At 30.5% G+C, this 21,529-nt stretch carries 25 protein-coding genes and 2 pseudogenes; 10 read left to right on the forward strand and 17 right to left on the reverse strand.

Annotated features, from left to right (window positions below; translation table 11 throughout):
• Positions 1–311 precede the first annotated feature (311 nt).
• From ACAM25_RS09380 to ACAM25_RS09395, 4 genes are read left to right on the forward strand one after another with little or no spacing between them, the layout of a single operon-like run.
• The gene (locus ACAM25_RS09380) at positions 312–872 is read left to right on the forward strand and encodes a hypothetical protein (protein WP_369609469.1); all 561 of its coding nucleotides are present in this window, start codon (positions 312–314) and stop codon (positions 870–872) included.
• 9 nt (positions 873–881) lie between these two features.
• A complete protein-coding gene (locus ACAM25_RS09385; protein ID WP_369609470.1) occupies positions 882–1,685 on the forward strand; it encodes a hypothetical protein in 804 nt (267 codons plus the stop codon).
• A 2-nt stretch (positions 1,686–1,687) separates the two neighbouring features.
• Positions 1,688–2,353, forward strand: a complete 666-nt coding sequence (locus tag ACAM25_RS09390; protein WP_369609471.1) for a hypothetical protein — start codon at positions 1,688–1,690, stop codon at positions 2,351–2,353.
• Positions 2,350–3,150, forward strand: coding sequence for an ATP-binding cassette domain-containing protein (locus tag ACAM25_RS09395; RefSeq protein ID WP_369609472.1), 801 nt, complete (start codon positions 2,350–2,352; stop codon positions 3,148–3,150). The genes ACAM25_RS09390 and ACAM25_RS09395 overlap by 4 nt, the downstream gene beginning before the upstream one ends.
• Before the next feature lie 430 nt (positions 3,151–3,580).
• Here the strand turns inward: ACAM25_RS09395 and msrA are convergent.
• The 3 genes and pseudogenes from msrA to ACAM25_RS09410 all read right to left on the reverse strand — a co-directional run bounded on the left by msrA (position 3,581) and on the right by ACAM25_RS09410 (position 5,884).
• Positions 3,581–4,122, reverse strand: a pseudogene (gene msrA / locus ACAM25_RS09400) (peptide-methionine (S)-S-oxide reductase MsrA).
• A gap of 88 nt (positions 4,123–4,210) precedes the next feature.
• A pseudogene (locus tag ACAM25_RS09405) lies at positions 4,211–5,216 on the reverse strand (NAD(P)-dependent oxidoreductase).
• 50 nt (positions 5,217–5,266) lie between these two features.
• Entirely contained in the window at positions 5,267–5,884 is a 618-nt protein-coding gene (locus tag ACAM25_RS09410) for an MFS transporter (protein ID WP_369609473.1), read from the reverse strand.
• Positions 5,885–7,231: 1,347 nt separating this feature from the next.
• On the opposite strand from ACAM25_RS09410, the gene ACAM25_RS09415 reads away from it, so the two are divergent.
• Positions 7,232–7,870 carry a type 1 glutamine amidotransferase gene (locus tag ACAM25_RS09415; RefSeq protein ID WP_369609474.1) on the forward strand — a complete coding sequence of 213 codons (639 nt, stop codon included), beginning with the start codon at positions 7,232–7,234 and terminating at the stop codon, positions 7,868–7,870.
• On the opposite strand, the gene ACAM25_RS09420 is transcribed toward ACAM25_RS09415, so the two are convergent.
• Both ACAM25_RS09420 and ACAM25_RS09425 read right to left on the reverse strand, forming a co-directional pair.
• Positions 7,871–8,221 (reverse strand): nucleotidyltransferase domain-containing protein, encoded by a 351-nt coding sequence (locus ACAM25_RS09420; protein ID WP_369609475.1) that lies wholly within the window; start codon positions 8,219–8,221, stop codon positions 7,871–7,873.
• A complete protein-coding gene (locus ACAM25_RS09425; RefSeq protein ID WP_369611654.1) occupies positions 8,197–8,562 on the reverse strand; it encodes a HEPN domain-containing protein in 366 nt (121 codons plus the stop codon). Before ACAM25_RS09425 ends, ACAM25_RS09420 begins: the two co-directional genes overlap by 25 nt.
• Before the next feature lie 223 nt (positions 8,563–8,785).
• On the opposite strand from ACAM25_RS09425, the gene ACAM25_RS09430 reads away from it, so the two are divergent.
• Positions 8,786–8,923, forward strand: coding sequence for a hypothetical protein (locus tag ACAM25_RS09430; RefSeq protein WP_369609476.1), 138 nt, complete (start codon positions 8,786–8,788; stop codon positions 8,921–8,923).
• A gap of 276 nt (positions 8,924–9,199) precedes the next feature.
• On the opposite strand, the gene ACAM25_RS09435 is transcribed toward ACAM25_RS09430, so the two are convergent.
• The 8 genes from ACAM25_RS09435 to ACAM25_RS09470 all read right to left on the reverse strand — a co-directional run bounded on the left by ACAM25_RS09435 (position 9,200) and on the right by ACAM25_RS09470 (position 16,159).
• The gene (locus ACAM25_RS09435; RefSeq protein ID WP_369611655.1) at positions 9,200–9,598 is read right to left on the reverse strand and encodes a DUF973 family protein; all 399 of its coding nucleotides are present in this window, start codon (positions 9,596–9,598) and stop codon (positions 9,200–9,202) included.
• A 2-nt stretch (positions 9,599–9,600) separates the two neighbouring features.
• A complete protein-coding gene (locus ACAM25_RS09440; protein WP_369609477.1) occupies positions 9,601–9,780 on the reverse strand; it encodes a hypothetical protein in 180 nt (59 codons plus the stop codon).
• Positions 9,781–9,788: 8 nt separating this feature from the next.
• Positions 9,789–10,529 (reverse strand): MBL fold metallo-hydrolase, encoded by a 741-nt coding sequence (locus ACAM25_RS09445; protein ID WP_369609478.1) that lies wholly within the window; start codon positions 10,527–10,529, stop codon positions 9,789–9,791.
• Positions 10,516–11,289 carry a hypothetical protein gene (locus ACAM25_RS09450; RefSeq protein ID WP_369609479.1) on the reverse strand — a complete coding sequence of 258 codons (774 nt, stop codon included), beginning with the start codon at positions 11,287–11,289 and terminating at the stop codon, positions 10,516–10,518. The genes ACAM25_RS09445 and ACAM25_RS09450 overlap by 14 nt, the downstream gene beginning before the upstream one ends.
• 621 nt (positions 11,290–11,910) lie before the next feature.
• Positions 11,911–13,050: an MFS transporter gene (locus ACAM25_RS09455; protein WP_369609480.1), complete on the reverse strand. Its 1,140-nt coding sequence runs from the start codon at positions 13,048–13,050 to the stop codon at positions 11,911–11,913.
• A gap of 24 nt (positions 13,051–13,074) precedes the next feature.
• Positions 13,075–13,518 (reverse strand): hypothetical protein, encoded by a 444-nt coding sequence (locus ACAM25_RS09460; RefSeq protein WP_369609481.1) that lies wholly within the window; start codon positions 13,516–13,518, stop codon positions 13,075–13,077.
• A 25-nt stretch (positions 13,519–13,543) separates the two neighbouring features.
• Positions 13,544–14,857, reverse strand: a complete 1,314-nt coding sequence (locus tag ACAM25_RS09465) for an APC family permease (protein WP_369609482.1) — start codon at positions 14,855–14,857, stop codon at positions 13,544–13,546.
• 18 nt (positions 14,858–14,875) lie between these two features.
• The gene (locus ACAM25_RS09470; protein ID WP_369609483.1) at positions 14,876–16,159 is read right to left on the reverse strand and encodes an APC family permease; all 1,284 of its coding nucleotides are present in this window, start codon (positions 16,157–16,159) and stop codon (positions 14,876–14,878) included.
• Between the two features lie 34 nt (positions 16,160–16,193).
• On the opposite strand from ACAM25_RS09470, the gene trm10 reads away from it, so the two are divergent.
• From trm10 to ACAM25_RS09490, 4 genes are read left to right on the forward strand one after another with little or no spacing between them, the layout of a single operon-like run.
• The gene (trm10, locus tag ACAM25_RS09475) at positions 16,194–17,075 is read left to right on the forward strand and encodes a tRNA (adenine(9)-N1)-methyltransferase Trm10 (RefSeq protein WP_369609484.1); all 882 of its coding nucleotides are present in this window, start codon (positions 16,194–16,196) and stop codon (positions 17,073–17,075) included.
• A gap of 43 nt (positions 17,076–17,118) precedes the next feature.
• Complete coding sequence (locus tag ACAM25_RS09480; protein ID WP_369609485.1) at positions 17,119–17,739, forward strand: hypothetical protein; 621 nt, start codon at positions 17,119–17,121, stop codon at positions 17,737–17,739.
• Between the two features lie 35 nt (positions 17,740–17,774).
• Positions 17,775–18,209: a hydrogenase/urease maturation nickel metallochaperone HypA gene (locus tag ACAM25_RS09485; protein ID WP_369609486.1), complete on the forward strand. Its 435-nt coding sequence runs from the start codon at positions 17,775–17,777 to the stop codon at positions 18,207–18,209.
• A complete protein-coding gene (locus tag ACAM25_RS09490; protein WP_369609487.1) occupies positions 18,184–18,882 on the forward strand; it encodes a P-loop NTPase in 699 nt (232 codons plus the stop codon). The genes ACAM25_RS09485 and ACAM25_RS09490 overlap by 26 nt, the downstream gene beginning before the upstream one ends.
• Here the strand turns inward: ACAM25_RS09490 and ACAM25_RS09495 are convergent.
• The 4 genes from ACAM25_RS09495 to ACAM25_RS09510 all read right to left on the reverse strand — a co-directional run bounded on the left by ACAM25_RS09495 (position 18,865) and on the right by ACAM25_RS09510 (position 21,488).
• Complete coding sequence (locus tag ACAM25_RS09495; protein ID WP_369609488.1) at positions 18,865–19,494, reverse strand: hypothetical protein; 630 nt, start codon at positions 19,492–19,494, stop codon at positions 18,865–18,867. The two genes, ACAM25_RS09490 and ACAM25_RS09495, sit on opposite strands and share 18 nt — an antisense overlap.
• A 56-nt stretch (positions 19,495–19,550) precedes the next feature.
• Entirely contained in the window at positions 19,551–19,985 is a 435-nt protein-coding gene (locus ACAM25_RS09500; RefSeq protein WP_369609489.1) for a hypothetical protein, read from the reverse strand.
• Between the two features lie 208 nt (positions 19,986–20,193).
• Positions 20,194–20,721, reverse strand: a complete 528-nt coding sequence (locus tag ACAM25_RS09505) for a hydrogenase maturation protease (protein ID WP_369609490.1) — start codon at positions 20,719–20,721, stop codon at positions 20,194–20,196.
• On the reverse strand, positions 20,721–21,488 hold the full coding sequence (locus ACAM25_RS09510; RefSeq protein WP_369609491.1) for a hypothetical protein: 768 nt from the start codon (positions 21,486–21,488) through the stop codon (positions 20,721–20,723). The genes ACAM25_RS09505 and ACAM25_RS09510 overlap by 1 nt, the downstream gene beginning before the upstream one ends.
• Positions 21,489–21,529: the final 41 nt, after the last annotated feature.

A 21,529-nucleotide genomic window follows, 5' to 3' on the forward strand; every position in this document is an offset into this window, starting at 1 on the left:
TTCTATTTAACAAATATTTGTCTAATTGTTTACCGATTAGCAAAAGAATTTTACACGGTTACTAGTTAATAGTGAGAATACTATGATATATGCAAAATATCGAATTTTTTTAATTAATTAGAAAAATTAATTATTTTTTAATTTTATTAACTAAATATTCGTTTAAAAACTTTACTATAATTATATCCATAGATAAAACACGAGAAGGAATTTGCTAAGTTGAATAAGAATATCGAAATATAACTTCGTAGAAGTAAATAGAAAAAAAAAATAAAAACGGAAAATACTATTAAAATATAGAGGGTGATAAAGTGAAAATAAAAAGCATATCAAAAAATAAAATAATAAGTTCTGCAATACTATTATTGCTAGTAATGTTAGCTCCAATCTTAGGTGTAATATCTTCAGCAAATACATCAAAATATTATCCAAACAATTGGGCTTATACAGAAATAGTATGGAAAGATATATTTGGTGTATCATTAGCCTGGGCTTGGACTAACTTTACTGCTTCAGCTCAAATTTGCTATACACCATCAGGTGCGATAATTCCACAAAATTCCCATCTTTATTTGGATAATTATTATGAAGGAACTGGAAGCAATCCAGGATATACTGCATCAATACTAAAAACTTATAGTAGTAACACACAAGATAAGATAAATATAACTGCATGCGTAGAATTTGTAAATTATTGGCCAGTTATATTATACCTCAGTCCTCCTCAAATAGCATATGCAACTTTCTATAACGCGTTAATTATATGCATTACTGGTCAACCTGTGCATGCATATGGAATACTCGGTGCTAGTGAAGGTACAGTAATAGTTCAATTTCCAGTAGATAGTGCAGTTTATGTAGGATACAGTTAGGCGATAAGTATGCGACCTAAGTTATATTTAATTTTTTCTTTAGTTCTAATCTTATTTGGTATCTTCGTGTCAATAATCTTTCCAGTTGCATGGTATTTTACGACTTATAGCCACTATACTTATCATTCTATTCAAAAGGGAAGCAAATTTATCTATAATATGACATATATAATAATGGCTCAACCATTATCTAATATTAAGAATTCTACTTATATGGCAATAATAAAATCCAATAGTGGTATGTTTAATCTTAGTATTTGTATTAAAGATTTAGGTAATAATTCCTTTAGGATAAAAGTTACTGCTATTCCTCCAAAGAACTTTCTAGACTATATAAATACGACATTTCCATCGACATATACTACTATACTTAATTCTTCTAGTAAAACATTACAAACTTTTGTCGTTTTAAATAAGTCTGCTAAGTCTAAGTTAGCAGGCATATTTCCAGTGTCTTCGTTGGGAGGAATATTCTTCAAATATTATACTGTTTCACCAGACGGTTATGCTCCAAACACCTATGTTAAAACTTCGAATGGGTTTTACGCTCTAGGAACTACTGCAACGGAGAGTAGTGCGATGGTTATACATCATATAGATCCATTATTATCCAATTTTATTTACACTAATAAAGCATATAGTTATCCTAACGCTACTGCATTTTATACTATTGCGCTAGTTTATACTAATACTGCGCCTAGTGTTAATTGGAGTTGGTTATTCCTACAATATTTTGATTTTGCTGCTCCGATCAATTTTATCCTAATAGTAGCTGGTATAGCACTATTGATATACTACTTTAGGAAGGGATAAGAATGTTAAGAGGATATAAGTGGTATTTAAAAGGAATGTTTCCTATACCTATAATGATAGTTTTATTTCTTTTGTTTACTTTTTTTGAAATAATCTTGCCAAAGTATGAAATAGATGGAATTTTATCTTTTTTCATTTTTCCTCTTTACATTTTCTTTGGTGTGCTTCATATAATTAGGCCTAAGGACTTAACTATTATGGAATTATCTTTAATTAGAGATTGGCTATCAATTCCGATTTCTAAGTTTCTTGCGCTTTTAACTTGGATCTTACCTTTTATACTTTTAGAGACTGGTATAATGTATTATAAACATCTAACATGGTTATTATTACCACTATTAATTTTGTCAATAAATTCAATAATTTTGGGATTACTTTTCTCTCTTTTGAATAATAAGGAAGCGTCAATGATATTGTTAATCTCTTTTTATTTTCTTATACCTATAGGTATATCAATCTTAGTCGGGACATTAGAATCTTTAAATGTTAAATCAAATCTTTTAATACAATTCCTCACATACTATCTAGATACCTTAGCTGGAGAAGATTACTATAAATCTCACCTTTTCACTCTTTCTTTGCTTGACTTTTTGCCTTACATTCTCGTTCTCGATATCTTATTCTTCTTCATTTATATCATAACATTTATTAGAGGCGATTATAAGTGAAGATCATAAGTGAGGAATTAACTAAAAAATTCGGCAAATTTATAGCTTTAAATAAAATTAATCTGAACATTAATTCTTCAAGAGTTGCTTTATTAGGTGCTAATGGTAGTGGTAAAACAACTTTTCTTTATATTCTTTCTGGTTTATCTTATCCTTCAAAAGGTAAGCTAATATTGGATGATGTAGAACCTTATAAAGAGAGAAAAAGAACTATTAAGAGAATTTCATTTGCATTTGAAAAGCCTTCATTTTCCATAAAACTTAAAGTTTCTGATATAGTAAATTTTTCATATAACGAAGATATTGTGAAAATTCTAGGTTTAAAGCAAATTCTCGATAAGAAGCTAAATGAATTATCTACTGGTCAGCAACAGTTAGTAAATATTTATGTTGCTTTATCAAATTGGAATGATATATTAATTCTTGACGAACCATTCGCAAATCTAGATATTAGGAGAGTTGGGGAATTAACTAGTTATTTACTTTCGCGTAGGAGAGATTTTATAGTGACTACTCATGTACCTGAAGAAGCTGAAATGATTGCAGAGTATTTCATCGTATTAGATAGAGGAATTGTAAAATGGAGTGGAAGTATTTCAGATTTAATTAATTCTGATATTTATGAGGTATATTCCTTTTACAACATATTAGATAGTACTAAAGTAATATACAGATATGGAAACATATATTTAATACAAGAAGATATAGGAAAAATTAAAAAAATGTATGATGAAGGAATAATATATGGTTTTAGAAAAAGTGGATTAAGAAAGCTCTATATTGAAAATGAATTCTAATATAGAATTATTTTTAAATAGAGGATATTATATTTTTCCGTTATTTTCGAGTATGTAATACTCGTTTGAATGATATACTACTATTTCTAGAAAATTATCTAAAATTGAGATTGTGTTAGCATTGGCGCCTTCCAGAGATATTTATTGATCTCTATCAATTAAACTTAGTTGGATTTGTCAGAGAAGTCTTTCCTAAAAATCTTATATAAGATTAGCTTCATTTGACGTTTCAGTTCGATAAAAAGTATAAGGATTTATCAAACGTAGTATTTCAACTTATTTGAAATATATGAAAATAAATTTAAGAATGTAAATAATAAACTAGTTACTATTTTATAGAACTCTTAGGCTCTTAAGATATATGATTGTAATTTATAAATTAAAAAGACTAGAAAATTCTTGAAATACTGCCAGTATATTAAAATATAAATTAAGCTTTTTTCTCTTCAGTAATTCTTAGTTTATCAGGATAATATTTCTTGAATTTCTCTATTTTTAGATCTATAATAATTTTGCAATATGGATAATTCCTATGCCTATCGTAAAAGTTATGATGATACTCCTCAGCTTCATAAAATGCTTCGAAAGGTTTAACTTCTGTTACTACTTTTTTACTTATTCTTTTTCAACTTCTTTAATCATTTCTTCAGCTATTTTCTTTTGTTCTTCATTATGATAAAGTATTATAGATCTATACTGAGTTCCTACGTCATTTCCTTGTCTATTTAAAGTAGTAGGATCATGAATAGCAAAAAATATTTCTAGAATGTCTCTATATGAAATTACCGTAGGATCAAAAGTTATTTGTACTACTTCTGCATGTCCTGTTTCGTCTGTACATACGTCTTCATAAGTTGGATTTAGAACATGACCTCCGGAGTATCCAGGCTTAACATCAATTACTCCCTTAACTCTTAAAAATACTGCTTCTGTACACCAGAAGCATCCTCCACCTAAAGTAGCCAATTCCATACAATACAATAGTTTTATACTCATTTTTAACTTATGTTAAAAATAGTCTAATAACTAGTAAAAAGAAAAATAATATGAAAGAGAATTTTTACGTATCTTGATTCTTATCTCTTCCTAAAATTTTGTAAAGCGATTCTTCTGATCTTGCTAATTTGCTTTCAGAATAAATATTCCATAATCTATTTAATACTGGTTTACCAGCAATTTGCTCTAGGCTCCATTCCCTTGCAAAATCGCCATTCCATTTTTTTCTGCTTCATCTTCAGCAATTTTTTCAGAATGTCATAATATTTTTCTGCTCTAGTAAATTGTCCATATTGACTTGTAGTGGAGTGGAATTTCATCTGCTTAAATATTCCTATGTCAGCCATAGCTCTAGCTATTTTAGCTAATTTTCCTGAGGCGTAAAGCTCTAAAATAGCTGCTTCTGGAGATGCTCCATATTTTTCAGTTACTATATCAAAATATGCTTTTATTGATGCAACCAAAATTGGAGCCCAAGTATGCTCGCTTAATAGATCTAATAGGGCTTCTTCTTCAAAAGAGGATCTTACTGCAATTCCGCCTGGTTTACCTATAGCTCCAATACCCTTTGCTAGGGCTTTTGCATATTCCCATGCTTTTCCTGAATAATCATTCTTAACTCCTAAGAAAACTGGATAACCCTTTCCTTGCTTATAAAGTAACAGTTCTCCTTCACCTATCATTCTAGGAGCTACCATTATTACATCTGAAGTTTTTGGCGGTGAAATAAATCCAAACGCTACATTATATTCTGAAGCGAAATCTAAGATTAATCCTTCTTTCCTATTAACTATATTTTCAACAGATTTGTAAATTTCTGGAGCAATTTCATCTGGTATTAGCATTAAGATAACGTCAGCTCTTTCAAAAGCCTCTGGGATATCATATACCTTAAATCCATCTTTTTCAGCTTTTTTCGCATATTCATCCCTTATGTTACCTATAATTACGTTTAATCCATTATCTCTCATAATTAGCGCTTGATAAGATCCTTGATTCCCATAACCTATTACAGCTATATTTTTATCTTTTAATAGGGATAAATCTCCTTCTGTAATTAGCTTTTCCATAAAAATATGTATGATATAAGATTTAAAAAAGAGAAACCTATCTTGTAAGGTTATATATCTCCATAAAATTCCTTTAATACAGTTTCTAACGATTTGCTTTGCGATTTTGGTCCATATAGTCCTCCTATTATTGCTGCAGCAATAAAAAATGCAGTAAATATTGCAGCTATAGCTGAATAACCTATTATACTCAATATAGTCGGTACAAATAAACTCCATATGCCTATTGCGAATCTCATACTAGCCCATGTTATTCCTTGGGCTGTATTCCTGATCTCAGTAGGAAATAGTTCTGCTGACCACATTCTCGGTATAGGCCATAATCCTATTCCTTGTCCAAAACCAAATAATATAACATTAGCTGCAGCAACTGCTAAGATTTTGAAAGGTAATGCTATAGGTATTGCAAACGATATAGCACACACTACTGCTGAAACTGCATAAAGAACTCTTCTGCTTATTTTATCTGCAAATGGCATAGTAATAGCCAATATTCCAATTATTGCAGTAGCGAACCATCCTATATCTACTACATCTCCTAAGACAACGCTTTTACTTCCAAGATCTTCTACGAAAAATGGTAAGAAGAATCCGAGGTAGTGTTCAAAGGTAACTAGACTTTCAAGACTAGTAGAATATAAAAATACAAATAGATAAAAACTGGGCAAAAGAAAGAGGTTATTTATGACATTAATAGAATATTCGTTGTTAAAAAGTAGAAAATAATTAAGATAATAAAAAATTAAATATTAAAATATTTGAAAACAACACTATAAAACTCACGAACATAAAAACAACAAACATAACCCACACTACCAACAACACACATTAACTCAAAACATAGCCCACTCCAACCTACTACGAAACCACAGTAATAGAAGTATCCTTATTATAAAGCACAACACCCATAATAACAACCAACAAAGCAATACTATACTCAATCATCCTCAAACTCCTACTAACAACCTTAGTCTCCCTCCTAAACTTAGCAAGATAATCACGCGACAAACCATTAAACATAATAAGTAAACTCCTTGCCAACCTTAATCAAGAACCAATTGATAATCATCAGAATAATTGACACCACCCTTAGGCATTTAACAAACGAATCAATTCCCTAGTTTCTCTACAATAAAGAACGGTACGCCATCTACTAGACAAGTCCATATCCAAACTGAATTTCTTTTTTCTCCGTGTCTTCCAAATTCGCCACATTTCGTCTCTTCTTTCTGGTGTCATTTTCTTGAGTTCTTGTTGTATTATTGATAGTGCTACTAGTGCTTTTGCTCCTGCTTCTTTTATTATATACTGTTGATAGTGATTCCTAGGTATTCTGATATTGCTGTCATTGAGGTGTTGTGTAGGTATAGGTTTATTATTTGTTTTTTGATTTCGGTTGTTATGCGTTTTTCCCTTGTTGTTTTTGTTGCTGTTTTTCTTTGTATTTTGAGTATGTCTAGGTAGTAGTATATGTCGTGTTTTATTGGGAGATTGTTTATTTTTTCTCCTAGTAGGTAGAGTGCTATGCTTGTTATTATGTCGTTTAGTGTGTTTTTTTGGGAGTTAGGTTTAAATGTTTAATTAGTTTATTGATACTTAGTACAAGGGTCTGGAAGGGTTGTTTGTATGGATCCATAATTAGTATTACTAGACCCTTGTACTTTAATTTTTCTTGTTTTTATCACGTAGAAGTGGATTATCAGGTTTTATGTGTTTTATATTCTACTATTTTTGAAAGTCTAGTTACCTTTGAACACTACCAGAATATTAACCGGACTCACCTTGACGTGCATTCATCATTATTCAGCAAAGACCAATTCGTTCATCAATAGTAAAATAAGAAATGCGTATTTAACTGTTACTTTAATAAAAGACTTAGACTATTCATTTTTCACAAAAACTATCTTTCTTGCATACCATGTTACAATAACTTTTCAATTTCTTTATGCATTTGTGTATCGCTTTTTAAACTACATGAGAGAAAAACTAAAAAGGTGTTTTAAGAAATGAATCCTATGTTTCTCGGAATAATAAACTATCCAATAGAAGGATTAGGATCGATAAAAGAAATTCTTGAAGAGAAAGGGTATGTGGTAAGGGAAAAACTAGCAACTGAGATAAGTGAAAATGAGGAATTTGAAGGACTTATAATTATGGGTGGACCAATGGGAGTCTATGAAAGCGATCGTTATCCCTTTCTTAATGTAGAGATGAAATTAATAAGAAAAAGCATTGATGAAGGGAAACCGGTACTTGGAGTTTGTTTAGGTTCACAATTAATTTCCGCCTCACTAGGCGGAGAAATTAAGCCTGGCCATTTCGGACCAGAAATTGGGATTTATGATGTTTACACTCTCTCAGATTTTGAAATGTTAGGAAAGAAAATTCAAGTATTCCAATGGCATGGTGATACATTCACTTTACCAAAAGGGAGTACACTTTTAGCTTATAGTGAGAAGTACTTTCAAGCATTTAAGTATAAAACAGCTTTAGCAATTCAATTTCACGTTGAAGTTAACAGTAAAATGATAGAGGAATGGGTTAAAGCTTATCATGGAGATACTAAACTAGTGGAGGACGTAAAAGAAAAAGAGGAAGAGTTTAGGAAATTAGCTGAAAAGATAATAAATTATTGGCTAAGAGGAAAAACATAGTTAGTCTGATAAGAAAACGCGAATATCCACAAATCCTTTATCCTTACTCCACAATAACTTAGCATCTTTTGGTAATCTATTTTCCTCACTTTCATCTAACACAATGTAATCGACATTTCCCGTAATAAAAGGAGAAAGTAAATACATTCTTTCGAAAACGTTTTTATCCTTTATACCGTAGAGAACAAAAACTAAATCAATATCACTTATATCTAAATAATCTCCCCTAGCCCTACTTCCAAAAACATAAACCTTAACTAGTGGAAGGGAAGAAGCTACTCTCTCCGTGATCTTCATAGCCAATTCTATCATCTTCTTTTGACTTTCTAATGCAGATTTCCCTTTACCCATTCAATCACCTCCTTTGCCCTTTTATATAAATCTTCAGCCATTGACTTAGTATATTGTCTAGCTGGAATTCCGTTAGCTGCATCCGGATATTTTGATATAATAAAATGGGGTGATAAAGTCATAGCATCTTCCTTAATGTTCTGAGGAACATTTACCTCTTCTTTTTCCAATTCCTCCATTAGCTCTATTAATGAATGAGTTTTACCAGGCTCTTTGCCTAGATAAAGAAGAAAGGCTTTTATTGCCTTTTCAACTGATTGCTGAGAATAATAAGCAGAAGCGAAGAATTTGCCAGAATCTAGGAAAACTTTGGCTACATCTAAATCCTCTTCAGCCTGAATTTACCAGTCAGTATATTTCACATGGGAAGTAGGGAAACAATTTTTATATTAATTTCGTCATGTAGCGATTATATTTACATTGTTCTACCTTCAAAGTATTTAAGTTTAAAAACTACCTATGCTTTGATAGGAAAAAATAGTTAAACCCTGGACTGATTTGAAGAAATATTAGCACGATAGGTTTGTAGAAGCGTTATATGAGGCTGACTAAGCCATGAGATTTATGGAAGTCGGGTTATTAAGAAACTCGTCCGGAAAAGTTTACCAAACTGTTAAAGCTTACATAACTGGATTATCAGTAGATTACAGAGACCCTTCTCTCAAAATATTTTCAAGGAAAGAGGAAACTGTCAGAGAATAAATATGTTGAAAGAGTAGATTGGATAATTGATATTATGCCTAGCTCTAGATCGAGGGAAGTTGTGAGTATCATTGGTGATAAAGAGTTAATTCTTATAACCGAAATATAGCCCTTGATTTGTATGATTACCAAATATAATGAAGTGATGTTGATGCTGAGGTTTCGAGATATAGAAACATAGATCAAGTTAAAAATGATATTAAATTTGTTATAGAATTTATCAAAAATAAACTAAAAAATTGTATAGCTCTGTTTGCGTTACCTTATCACTTTTGTTTAACTACTTAATCCTATAAATACTAAAATAAATCCTACTAAATTTAAAAATGGTATAGCTATTAATATTTCCCCTATCTTTAACGTTATTTCATTCAACTCCTTACCTAAATTATAAAAACCTGATCCAACAAATATTGAACCTATAAGAAAAACTGCAAAGAGATAAGGATCAAGTAAACTCCCATTCCAGCTAAGACTACAGCTAGTTGAGTATGAGAAAATGCGATAGTAAAGGTCAGCGAACTCATATAGTATCAGAATAAGAGAAAAAAGATACAAATCACTTCCAATTTTACCATTCTTTACATTTTTGCCTTGATTTAGTAGTTCATCAAATCCTTTTCTTATCTTTATCGAACCTAAGAAAAGAAATACGTAAGACGCGATGGCTAAGATAGTTAACCTAAAACTAAACTACTGGTTAAATATTCTAATAGTGACGATGCACCAATTGCTAAAGTATTAAGAATCGCTATAGTTGTTACAAGAGAAGTAAAGTGTAACAAAATAATGATAATAAGGAATATAAGAATAGACAAGGCAATATACAAGCTACCGCTAATTAAATTTTTATTCAAAGAAAAAATCACTCCATTAAATCTAATCCAGTTTTATCTAAACTTTTCAACCAATTAATAAACTTCTTCACATTCTCTCCTTCAAATATTGATCCGTGCTGTGGTGCAATAATCCTTATATCTAAACCTTCAATCTTCTTTAACCAAATATCAATCGCTTTTCTAGAGGCTATATATCTTCTATGAAATGATTCCATTAACTTTGCATGTTCCTCAAAGTTTTCTACGATTAAATACCACTTATCACGATAAGCTACAGCACCTAAATCACCAGAGAAGTAAATCTTTGCATATGTATCATAATAGTGGAAATTACCCGGGGAATGCATAAAATGAGCTGGTACAGCCTTTATAAAATCAATCATCATTCCTTCATCTGGAATGTCAACAAACCTCCCCTTAAAATCTACGCCCAAATGAGGAAGGAATCTCTCCCATAATGCTGAAGCATAAACTTTCGCATTAGGCACCATATCAATTATTATATTAAGACTTCCTATTACATCTGGATCTTGATGAGAGTATAAGATTGCTACCACGTTTTCTGGCTCTACAAACTTTCTCATGTTATTATATACTCTTTCAAATACAAAATATCCTCCCGGATCAATTAAATATCCCTTATTCTCATGAACAATTAAATATTGATTAGTAAGTATTCCTTTCTCATTTTCACTTTCATCTAAGCCTAACCAAATAAATTTGTGCTTATCATCCTCAAATAATACATATGGTTCATGAACCTTCATTTAACACACCCTTTAAGATTTCTTCTGGTACTAAAGATACATATATGTTAACTTTAAAATGGCCTTCAAGTTCGTTTAAACTCTGCTCTCCGTAATTTTCATTTCCGTTTATATTAACATAAACACCGCTTACATTTCCATCAACGAATAAGACTCTAAAGGTAGAGTTATTTGATGTACCAGATATGTAAATCAACCTATACCTTAAATAATCTTGAATTAATTGGGAAAGCACCTCAACTGCTTGACTTCGAATTATATCTATTTCTTCACTCTTTACTATCCTAGATTTCATTAGAAGTTTTGCAAGGAAACTCAATTTTCCCAAATTTTCTGATAAATTTGTAGAAATAACTCTATCCTTAATCTTCTTTATTTCATCCTTTATACTTCTCTCCATAGATTCTGCGATATCCCTTAAATACTTTCTTACTATCCATTCTTTTTCTCCGCTATATTGTATAGTTAAATCAAAGACAAGTTGATTCTTATCTACTCTATTCGCTATGTAGAATTCTAAAGAGTTCCCATTTTTTGATTTAAAAGTATAAGTTATCAAATTTTTAGTCTCGGTTTTTCCTTCAATTATAAACTGGTCCTTAAAAGAAAATAGAGCAAAACGCTTAAACCGTAATGTGATAGCATTCTTTCCTCTCTCTACTTGATATGGAATAATTGACAGGAAAAAATCATTATCTCTAAGTTGATTAATTATTAGTTGATCATTTTCAACGGAAAAAATAATCTTATATGATTTCATCTTTCTATCATATTTATCTGTCCTTTTATTCTATTTAAATATGATGTTAATAAAGATGTCTGAATTTCTATTTTTAAAATTAGAAATGTAACTAACAATATTTATAATCTATCTTAGATAGATAAAGTTAAATTATATATTTGATATTGTACTTAAATCAGATTTTTATGAAATAAAATTAAACAGTGAATACATTCGTTCGTATAGTTGATCTTTAGTTTTTGTAATTTTCAAATGACTAAAGATAATATAATAAATATTCAATTTCCTCATATTTTCTAAGGAACACTTAAGATATTTTTAATACAGCTTACAATATACCTAATGATAAAAATTGAGACTAGCTTTAAAGGTTAAAAGATGAGTTAAATAGACAAGAATAGATGAAATCGAATAAAACTCCTATCTCGAATCCTATTTCTAGTCTTAGAAAATACAGCATAAAGCAATAGATAATATTAGCGTTTTTCCAACAGGGTATCAATAACACGAATTATTGGACGAAATTAATATAAATTTCTACCCATGATTTTTCATCGCTCTAAAGATACTGAAGCGAAATTGGTAAGTGAAAAACTGCATAGAGACTTTATTTCTACATTTAGGTTCTATTCACATTTATCATCCTTTTATTTCCTCTAAAGCTTTTCTGTTAGTTAATACTCCAAAGGTCATTATAAGTAATGCTGAAATCATTGCAACAATACCAGTTACAGCATAAGATATTTCAACGTTAGAAAGATAAAGTAATGCCATAATTACTGGTCCAATTGCGCCACCTAAATGGCCAATACCATCAGCAATCCCATAACCTAAGGTTCTAATCTTTGTTCCTAGATTTTCCGCTGTATAAGTATACATTGTAGGGAACTTAAATCCTTGGAAAAACATTATTACGAAACCAATTGCTAAAAATGATAAGCCATTAAAGAATGGCCATAACGCAACTAATATACCAGAAATTAGATTTGCGAACATGGAACTATATTTCCTCTCTATAAAGTCATTAAGTAATGAACTTACTACAACACCTATTGGATCTCCATAAAGAATATAAGTAAAGTAAAGGCTTGTATTTTCAAAACCTTTTCCGGCAAGTGTAGAGAAAATAGGAGTTGAAAAAAGAGCGTAACCAGTAAAGTAGCTGGTAAACCAAATAGCAATAAGAACGAGAATCATTTTATCCCATTTCATCTTTTCTTCTTTTTTCACTACCCAAAGCTTAGATTCTGGTAATTTAACTCTGATTAAGAGAGAAATAATTGCTATTATTATTCCAGGTAAGAAGAGTAATCTCCAATAACTCTCTCCTAAGATTACTGCTATTGGACCGACAATTAAACTCATTAGAAACCCAAATAATGTAGTTAAACCAACAGCTCTACCTCGGAAATTCTTGTCAGTCATTTCAGCAACATATGATGGAACTGTTGCTACTTCTCCCTCAATTCCTAATCCTATTATAAATTCAGCAATTATAAGCTGAGTTACAGAGAATGATAATAAGCCTATAATTGATCCAATAGAGATTAATATCATTGAAAGTATTAGTCCAACTTTTCTCCCATATTTACTTGCAATATAACCATTAATTATTCCTCCGATGAAATAACCTATCATTTCTGCTGATAAAATTAACACAGATGATACTTCGCCTAAAGATGCTGAAGCGTAATTTTCTATGTACGGCACATTGAATATATCAAAAAAGCTTAAAGATGTCCCTAGAGAGAGCAAAGCTAACTGTTTTTTACTTAGCATAAGTTATAAAAATGTTTATATCTTTTAAACTTTTCTATTTATTGCATTTAATCTATATGAAATTAACAACCCTATTAATAGGCTTATTGGGAGAGTTTCAAAAAGGGACAGAGCTCCAAACAAGAAACTTAATAAAAGAACAATTACTCCACCAATAATACCCTTAACGACCCATGAAGAATTTCTTTCCCATATATAAGCAATTATTAAACCAGCCAAGGCTCCGCTAATTGTGTAAGCAAAACCAGATATCATTATTATTGTTATTGGAAGAACTGTTGGTAATTCCTTCATAGCTAGGCTAGCCTCTGTTGCATTTTTAGTTTCATTTAAAATAAGACTATAGTATTCTTTTTGTAATTGTGGCATTTGAGGCATATATTGGATAGCATATATTATGCCAGCAGCAATTATTCCTATTGATAAACCAAATATCAGTCCCCATTTAAGTCCATTACTGACTTTCATAACTTTAATATCTCATTCATAGTATTTATTCATTCGAGCTGGCCTTAGTTATCTCAATTCCCTCAGCATACAAGAATCCTAAGATTATCCAACCAAAGAATATGTAAACAATATATTTTTCAAATGTTGGTAAAGAATAGAAGAATACTGATAAACTAATAATTGATGCAACTATTCCTACAATTATTTGATGTATATGTTTTCCTTTTCTTTTTGAAGAGATTCTTACAAGAGAAACATTTGCCGATAGGTGAATAAATAAATTATTTAATCCAGCTAAAGCACCTAAAATTACAAACTCGTTATATAGTCCAACAAAATAGGCTAAACTAGTCAAAGCTAAAATAAATATTAAGGCTGTGAAAATCTCTGCATAAATAGGTTTGTTTCCTTTAACCATAGATAAGAAAGATGGAAAGAATTTATCTTTGGCCATTGCTTCCAAAGTTCTTGAGTCAGCTAAAATATAAGAAACACCACCTAAAGTACCATCATTTAACGCTATAAAGCCAATAAATAAAAGGCTTATGATTCCAAATCGTGAGAGCAAATATTCTACAAGATTACCAGTAAAGCCTAATGCACCTAAGGAATAAAAGAAAAATGTTGCTAGTAAACCACCAAAAAGAAGTACTGCAATTGCTGCTTTACCAATATCTCTAGATTCAGCCTCTTCTCCTAAAGGAGCAATAGAACCATAACCAGTGGGTATACCTAAACCAAAAACAACAGCCTCTAATAGTACTGGGCTTATAGTAGTTGGTACTGGATTATAAAAATTCCAACCAGAATCATAAAGAAAAAGTATAGAAAGAAGAATTATAGTTAACATTTCTATCAGAGACATAACCATAGCATATTTTGCCGAAGTTCTAACCCCAGCTAAAACTAATCCAGAAGCAAGAGAACTTACAATAAGTGCAAAAAACCATTGGGGTAATGAGAGATAAGGTATAAATTGAGATAAAACTGTGTATAAGACAAATGCTCCACCAGCTAACAAAGTGCCTCCATAAGAAAGAGCATAGAGTAAATAATTCCAACCTGTATTAAAACCTAATCTAGAAGTTAATGCGTATAAAGCATAAATATAATACCCTCCACCTCTTTTAAATCTTTGCGAGAGAAAATATATAACTAAACCATTAAAGAATACTACAAATGTAGCCAAGAGCATAGCGAAAGCCCCTTCCGTCCCAACCTCAGCAATCATTACAGTACCAAAAGTTAATAAAGAGATAAAAGGAGCTTGCCCACCAAATGATAAAAAGAATAAATCAGAAAATGATAACACTCTTCTCCTCTTATTATTAGTAAGTATATCTTGTTTCTTTTGCATAATTTATTTATGCTTTCTCTAGTTATAAGTTCTTTTCAAAAGTATCCCTTCTTTTTTAAATATCTCCTTATGTATAGAATGAATAACTAAGCCAATTAACAAGGTAATAAAACCTATAATTAAGGACTGAGATCCAAGAGAATACATGAAAATACCAGACATTATTATTGAAACTACTTGAATTATTGGGAACCCTGGCGATCTGAATACTCCTTTTAGTCCTCTATGCCTCACAACAGCAACTTCTATGCCAGATAGCATATAGGAGAATATTATACCGAAATTTGAAGCTAGGGCTATTGCCTCGACATTACCTAAGCCTAAAGATGCCACCATTATTAAGGCTATTATTACTAAGATGGTTTTCCTACCTCCTTTAATTTTAGGTAAAAGTCCATCAGACTCTATTTGCATCATTGTCCTTTCAGTCGCAATAATAGTTGAAAGGGTTACAGTAACAGTTGCTAAGATTGCTGTTAAGTTAACAAAGAAATAAACAATTGCTGGAGCATGAATATTTGCCAAAACAAGTTGTAAAGGAGCAGATGTTGTACTAAACACCTTATAACCTACAGCATCTACCATCGAAAAAGTAACAAGCATGTAAAGTATAGCACTAATTAATAGGGAAAATATTATAGCTTTAGGGACTGTCCTTTCCCCATTTTTAACCGAAGGTGTCAGCGTAGCTATTGTGTTAAAACCAGAATAAGCAAAGAAGGCTATGTTAGAGGCAATTAAGACCCCTTTAATTCCATGTGGTAAAAATGGAGAGAAGTTATATATATTTAATCCAGTAATAATCAAAACAGTTATTGAGAAAGAGATAAGACCTATGACGTTAAGAATAACAAGAACACTTTCAATCTCAGCAGCTAACTTAAGACCTAAATAGTCAATAATCGTAAGAATTACAATTAGAATTATGGATAAGGGAAAATAAAGGTATGAAGGGAGAGAAAAAGTAGTGATTAGATATCCAGAAAAGCCTAAAGCTGTTGCTCCACCACTTATAGCATAACCAATAACTCTAAACCAACCTACAAGAAAACCTATAGTTTCACCAAGAGAAAGTAAAGCAAAAGAGTAAACTCCTCCCTCTACCTTAGGAAAGACTGAAGAAAGTTCAGCATTATTTAATCCAACGCTCATTGCATAAAGCGCGGTAATTAAAAATGCTAATAGTGCTGCTGGACCAGCTGCAGTTATACTAACACCGGCCATTACAAATATGCCTGCACCAATTATATTTCCTAAACCGATTGCTAAAGCTTGTGCAAGAGATAATTTCTTCCCTTCCATCAAAATTAAAAGTGTTCAAATGTTATAATGTTTAGTGATTCTTGGCAAAATATTTGCTGAGGAATTAAAAAAGAAGGGAATAGACAAACTTTATGTAGGTTATGAGGAGCCATCTTTACAAAAATTAGCCGTTAAAATGCTCCTAAAAAATTACGGTATTTTGAGAAGAGATAAAGAAGGAATTAAAGTAAAAGAAGAGGAAGGAGTTTCTCTGTATAAAGGTAAAGGAGGAGAAAAAGTCGAGTATGTGTTTGTAAAAGGAGGAGAAAAAATAACTTTTAACCCACCTAAGTATCCTTTAATCGTTATTGATTTAGGCCTCTTTGATGAACTAGATGAAGAGGAAAAAAGAAAAACTTTACTTCAAATAGACGTTACCTTAAGTGTAATTAGAAAATATTTATGGGATAGAAATTTAGCAATTGCTCACTATAATTATTCTGTTGGAAAATCTATAATAATTAACTCTTTAGATTCTGATAACTGTATAATTCTAGATCCTTATGGAGATATAATTGCTAATGAAGAAATCATCAGAAAGACCGACATTATTATAATAGGAGGAATCGTTGACAAAGGAAGAAGATTAAAGTACGCTACTAAAAGGTTAGCCGAAATGTACAATTATCCTTGTAAAAGAGTGAAAATAGCACTAAGAGGTAGTACTGTAGGTGTACCAGATGAGATTAACAAGATAGTAGATATTATATTGAAAGTAAAAACTGGAAAAGAATTGGAAAAAGCTATAATTGAGGATCAAAGTAAAGGGGATAAATTAGCTAGAGCATTAATGGATATTAACAATCATGGTGTTGAAATTTTAAATGAAGAGGTTAAATGGTTAAATATTGATGATAAACTATATAAAATTATACTTAGAAAAATAAAAAATACTAACTCTGTCACAAATCATTGATTTTATAGCCTAAATTTAAAAACTCAAACTACTTTTATATTTTATGAAAATAAATAATGCTTCTGTTTCAGCAATATTAAATAGGAATTTTAATAAAAATGATATAGCCATTTTAATAAACAAGGGAGTAATAGAACAAGAACTAATACCACTTATTCTGAATCTAATAACAACAAGAACTAGATTACAGAATCTCTTAAGGCTTTACACTTATGAGAACTCAACGCTTTACTTAATGAACCAAGATAATAATATTGCAATTCTACAACTCTCTTACGGAAAAGATATTAAAGAGAATGACATAATCGCAGGCTTCGAAAAAATTAAGAATATTGCTGAGGACGTGTTTAGAGAAAATATATTCACTTATGAACTCTCCTTTTCTAGTATTATAGAAAGAAAATTAAAACAAACTCCAATAACTCTACCTTCACAATTTTTCACAAATCCAAAAATTTTTGGGTATAGGATAATTTCTGATATCCAAGATTCGGAATTTGATATTCGATTTAAGGATATAAAGGAAATAATATTAGAGCCATTATTAAATGATATAAGGCAAACTTTCATTAATGTAACATACAGAGATAAAAGTTTGAATCAAGATAAAATAAGTTCGATATTCAAAGAAACAGAAAATATAATAAATGCGATGTGTGAATAGGAAAAAAATAAAATGTAAGAAATAGAATTAATGTTATGCATGAGTGGTCTATTGCTTACTCTGTTGTAAAAACACTAACGGATAATTTTGATAAAAAAGTCTTAAAAGTTACACTAGTTCTTCCTCAATTTTCTTTCCTCGACCTTGAGATTCTTAAAGAAGCCTTTGATGAACTTAAAAAGGAGAACAAAGTTACACAAGATGCTGAATTGAAAATTAAAATTGCTGAGCCAATTTTTAAATGTAGAAATTGCGGTAAGGAGTTCAAACTTTCTGATGTGGAAAAACAGTTAAATGAAGTTAGGAGTCAATATGGTGAGGAATACCCTCTACATTTAATGCCAGAATTATTTCCAGCATTTCTAAAATGTCCTTATTGTGGTTCTCATGATATTGAAGCTAAAGGACAAGAGATTTACATCGAAAGCGTAGAGGTGGAGGAGAGTGGAGCCGTTACGAGAACTAGCTAAAGAAAAACTAAGAGGTAAAAAAGTTATTGCTGTAATGAGTGCAAAGGGTGGAGTAGGTAAAAGTGTAATATCTGCTTTAATTTCTCTATCTTTGCCTTCATCAGCAACTCTTATAGACCTTGATATTCATACAATGGGAATAGCAAAGCTTTTTGGAATAGAAAATGTAAGTTTTGAGGTAAGTAAAGAAGGAATAGAACCGGCAAAAATAAAGAATGTTAATCTAATTTCTCTAGCCGGAGTAGTCAGAGACAGATATGTGATTTTACCCGGAAGAAACCAATACAATGTGATGAAAGAACTTATAGCTTATTCAAATATAAAAACGGATTATGTAGTATTTGATTTACCACCTGGGTTAGGCGATGAAATATTAGTTCTTGAAGAATTAACAGACTATAAACCTATTATTATTACTACACCTTCTAAAGTTTCAATCAAAGTAGTGAAATACTTGATTGATTATCTTTATGAGAAGAATAAAAAACCTATTATGGTAGTCAACATGTCATATTTTACGTGTGGAAGTGAGAAAGTAAAACCTTTCGGATCTTATGAAGGTGACGTAAATTTGCCAATTGATCCAAACATAGAGGAATTTATAGGAAAAATTCAAAACTATGAAGGAGAAGTGAAAAAGGTAATAGAAAAAGAATTAATTCCCCTTCTTTAATAAATATTTTATATTTTTCCCTAACAAGTTTATATCTCCAAAAGTCTTCACAACTTTTCCGTTCTCAAAATTTATCTTAACCATTACGTTACCGTCATATAAGACAAGCTCTGTTTTAGAGTTTACGCTTTCTACTGCTGCTAAATCTATTAAGTCCTTAATTTCACTATTCTCTACCACTCCTTCTTTTATAACTTTCATTTCACTTAACTCGCTCACGTCTTCGAAGATCTTAACATTAATGTTATCTAGGAACTTTTGTGCTTCTCTTCTAACATAAAATTCGAATGGACCTCGATATTTGAAAATAATGAGAACTTTAGTCTCATGTTTTACACTTGCTAAAAAATGAATAAGTTGGGCGTATATTCTAGGTATATTTTCTCTATTTAAAATATAAGTAATTTCATTTGTAGATTTTTGATATAGTCTTACAACTTCAAAATCTAGAGAGAAGAGCCACTTAAGCGTTACTTTAAATGTGTTCTCATTTATTTGATGAATTTCCTTAAAATAAGGAATATATATCATGATATTTCGAGGATTCATAAAATAAGATAAGACCAAATTTAACGGCTTGTTAATTGTTATTTCCTTTTTGACTTCAATCATTAATATAATGTTTTATTGCAAAAAATAAAAGTTTTGTGAACTTATTACGGTATATATCAAATAATATTTTTAAAAAATTTTCGTATGTTTTCGTATGTTTGAATTTCAACATCAGTGGCATTCTTAAAAAGACTAACATAAAAATCAATCGATAAGCCTAAATTTAAATATTGTAGACTTAATTTTTCAGCTTCTGATTTATACATGACTATAGGTAAATTATCTTTGTATTCCTTAATCTTAATTTGTGCAAATTCAACTTTATGATCTTTACCACATTCTGCTATTAACTTTTTTTGAAACAATTTTGAAGATATATCATACGGATTAATTCCTATTACTCTTTCTTCACAAAGATTTTTTGTTTTAGTAATAACTATCTGTTCATTAAGCAATTTCTCGTTGTGCACAATAAGATCCCATTCTTTTAAAGTCTTTATTACATAGTACGGAGCTATAATTATACTGGGCTTAGATATTGATATAAGCAAATTCCCAATTTTTATCTTACTATTAAATATTTGAGCTAAAATAACCTCAGAAGGTATATTTTCTATTAAATATTTAACTGTTGGGATACTAGATAAAAGCTCTATTGTTTTGTCCTTTATTACCCAAAAATTGTAGTTTTCTATTAGTAATAAGTTATAGGGAATCTCACCAATTAAATCAATAATTTGATCATTTTCATTAGTTAAGTCAATAATTATTTTGCATCACCTTATTTAATTTTTCAAGGACTCCTTTAATATCAATTTCTATATTAAATTTTTTCACAAAATCAGCGAGTTTTATTACGATATTTTCTAATTTCTCACTTAATTCCTTAGATAACCCCATTTTTACATCTAAAACATAATGCCTACAACCTACTATATACACTTCCGGGAAGTAACCCATGATTCTTAAAGTTGTTAATACGCTTTGAATACCCAAACCATGAGAACCAGAGTATTCAAAATCAAGCACAGTAGATGTTAATTCATCACTATCAATCTCATTATTTACTTTGATTATATCAAAATCCTTATCTTCCATCATTATAGCATCAAGGATAATGATTATATCAAAATCCTTCAAAATCTCAAACGATGCAATCCCGGAAGCTCCTAAGTCAATCACTTCACAACCCTTTACATTTCCCTGTAATGCTTCAGCTAAATAGGAACCTAAACCGTCATCTCCCATAAGCCTATTTCCCACACCTACTATTGCTATTCTCTTCATTAGAAATCACTCCAATACTTTTCACCCTCCGGTATAGGTTTCCAACTCGATTTTTTAGGTGAATTCATTACTTTACCATGCAGCTTAATTAATTTTGGAATAACTGGGGCTAATTCTTCTCTTTCTCTTACTTCATCAGCTATTAGTCTCCCAACTAGTTCTCTTGCTTTTAATAAGTTATCTGTAACGTCTTTCCATAATCCCCAATCTGAAGAAGTTAGTTCAATTATCTTATTTCCCTCAATATTAAGTTTCAACATCAAGGCAATAATATCAGACAAATGCTTATCCAAAGTAAAATGTATCTGTAACTTAGATAATAATAAATCTTCATCAGAAAATACAAATTCTGAATTCCAATCAACTGGAATTGTGTGGCTAAATCTCATGTCATCAAAATAATATACCTTAACAACTTTTTCTTCCTTAAAAAACATGCTAGCTATGTTACCTAGTGTTTTCTCTAAATGGAAATATGGCGTATAATCTAGGCCTACCATAATTTGTTTGAATTTATCTCTATCTGCTTGTCTTACTAAAAAATTAATGTCTTGAGGACCGTTTCTCCTGTAGAGTTGAATAATTTGTTTTGACAAAGGATTGTCTTTTACCTTATAGTATACAGCAATAGAACCATATAGTAATGCTTTAACACCATCTTTTTTACAAGCATTGTATATTCTTTCTGCCTCTACTAAATAGTCTTCAAACATTTTATTAACATCAGTTTTTCTCGTTTGAAGATCAAACGGAGTTATGCCAGACATCATATTTATATTGTTTTAATTAATATATAATTTTATCTCCA

The organism is Sulfurisphaera javensis (assembly GCF_041154675.1).
GTDB classification, from domain to species: Archaea; Thermoproteota; Thermoprotei_A; order Sulfolobales; family Sulfolobaceae; genus Sulfurisphaera; species Sulfurisphaera javensis.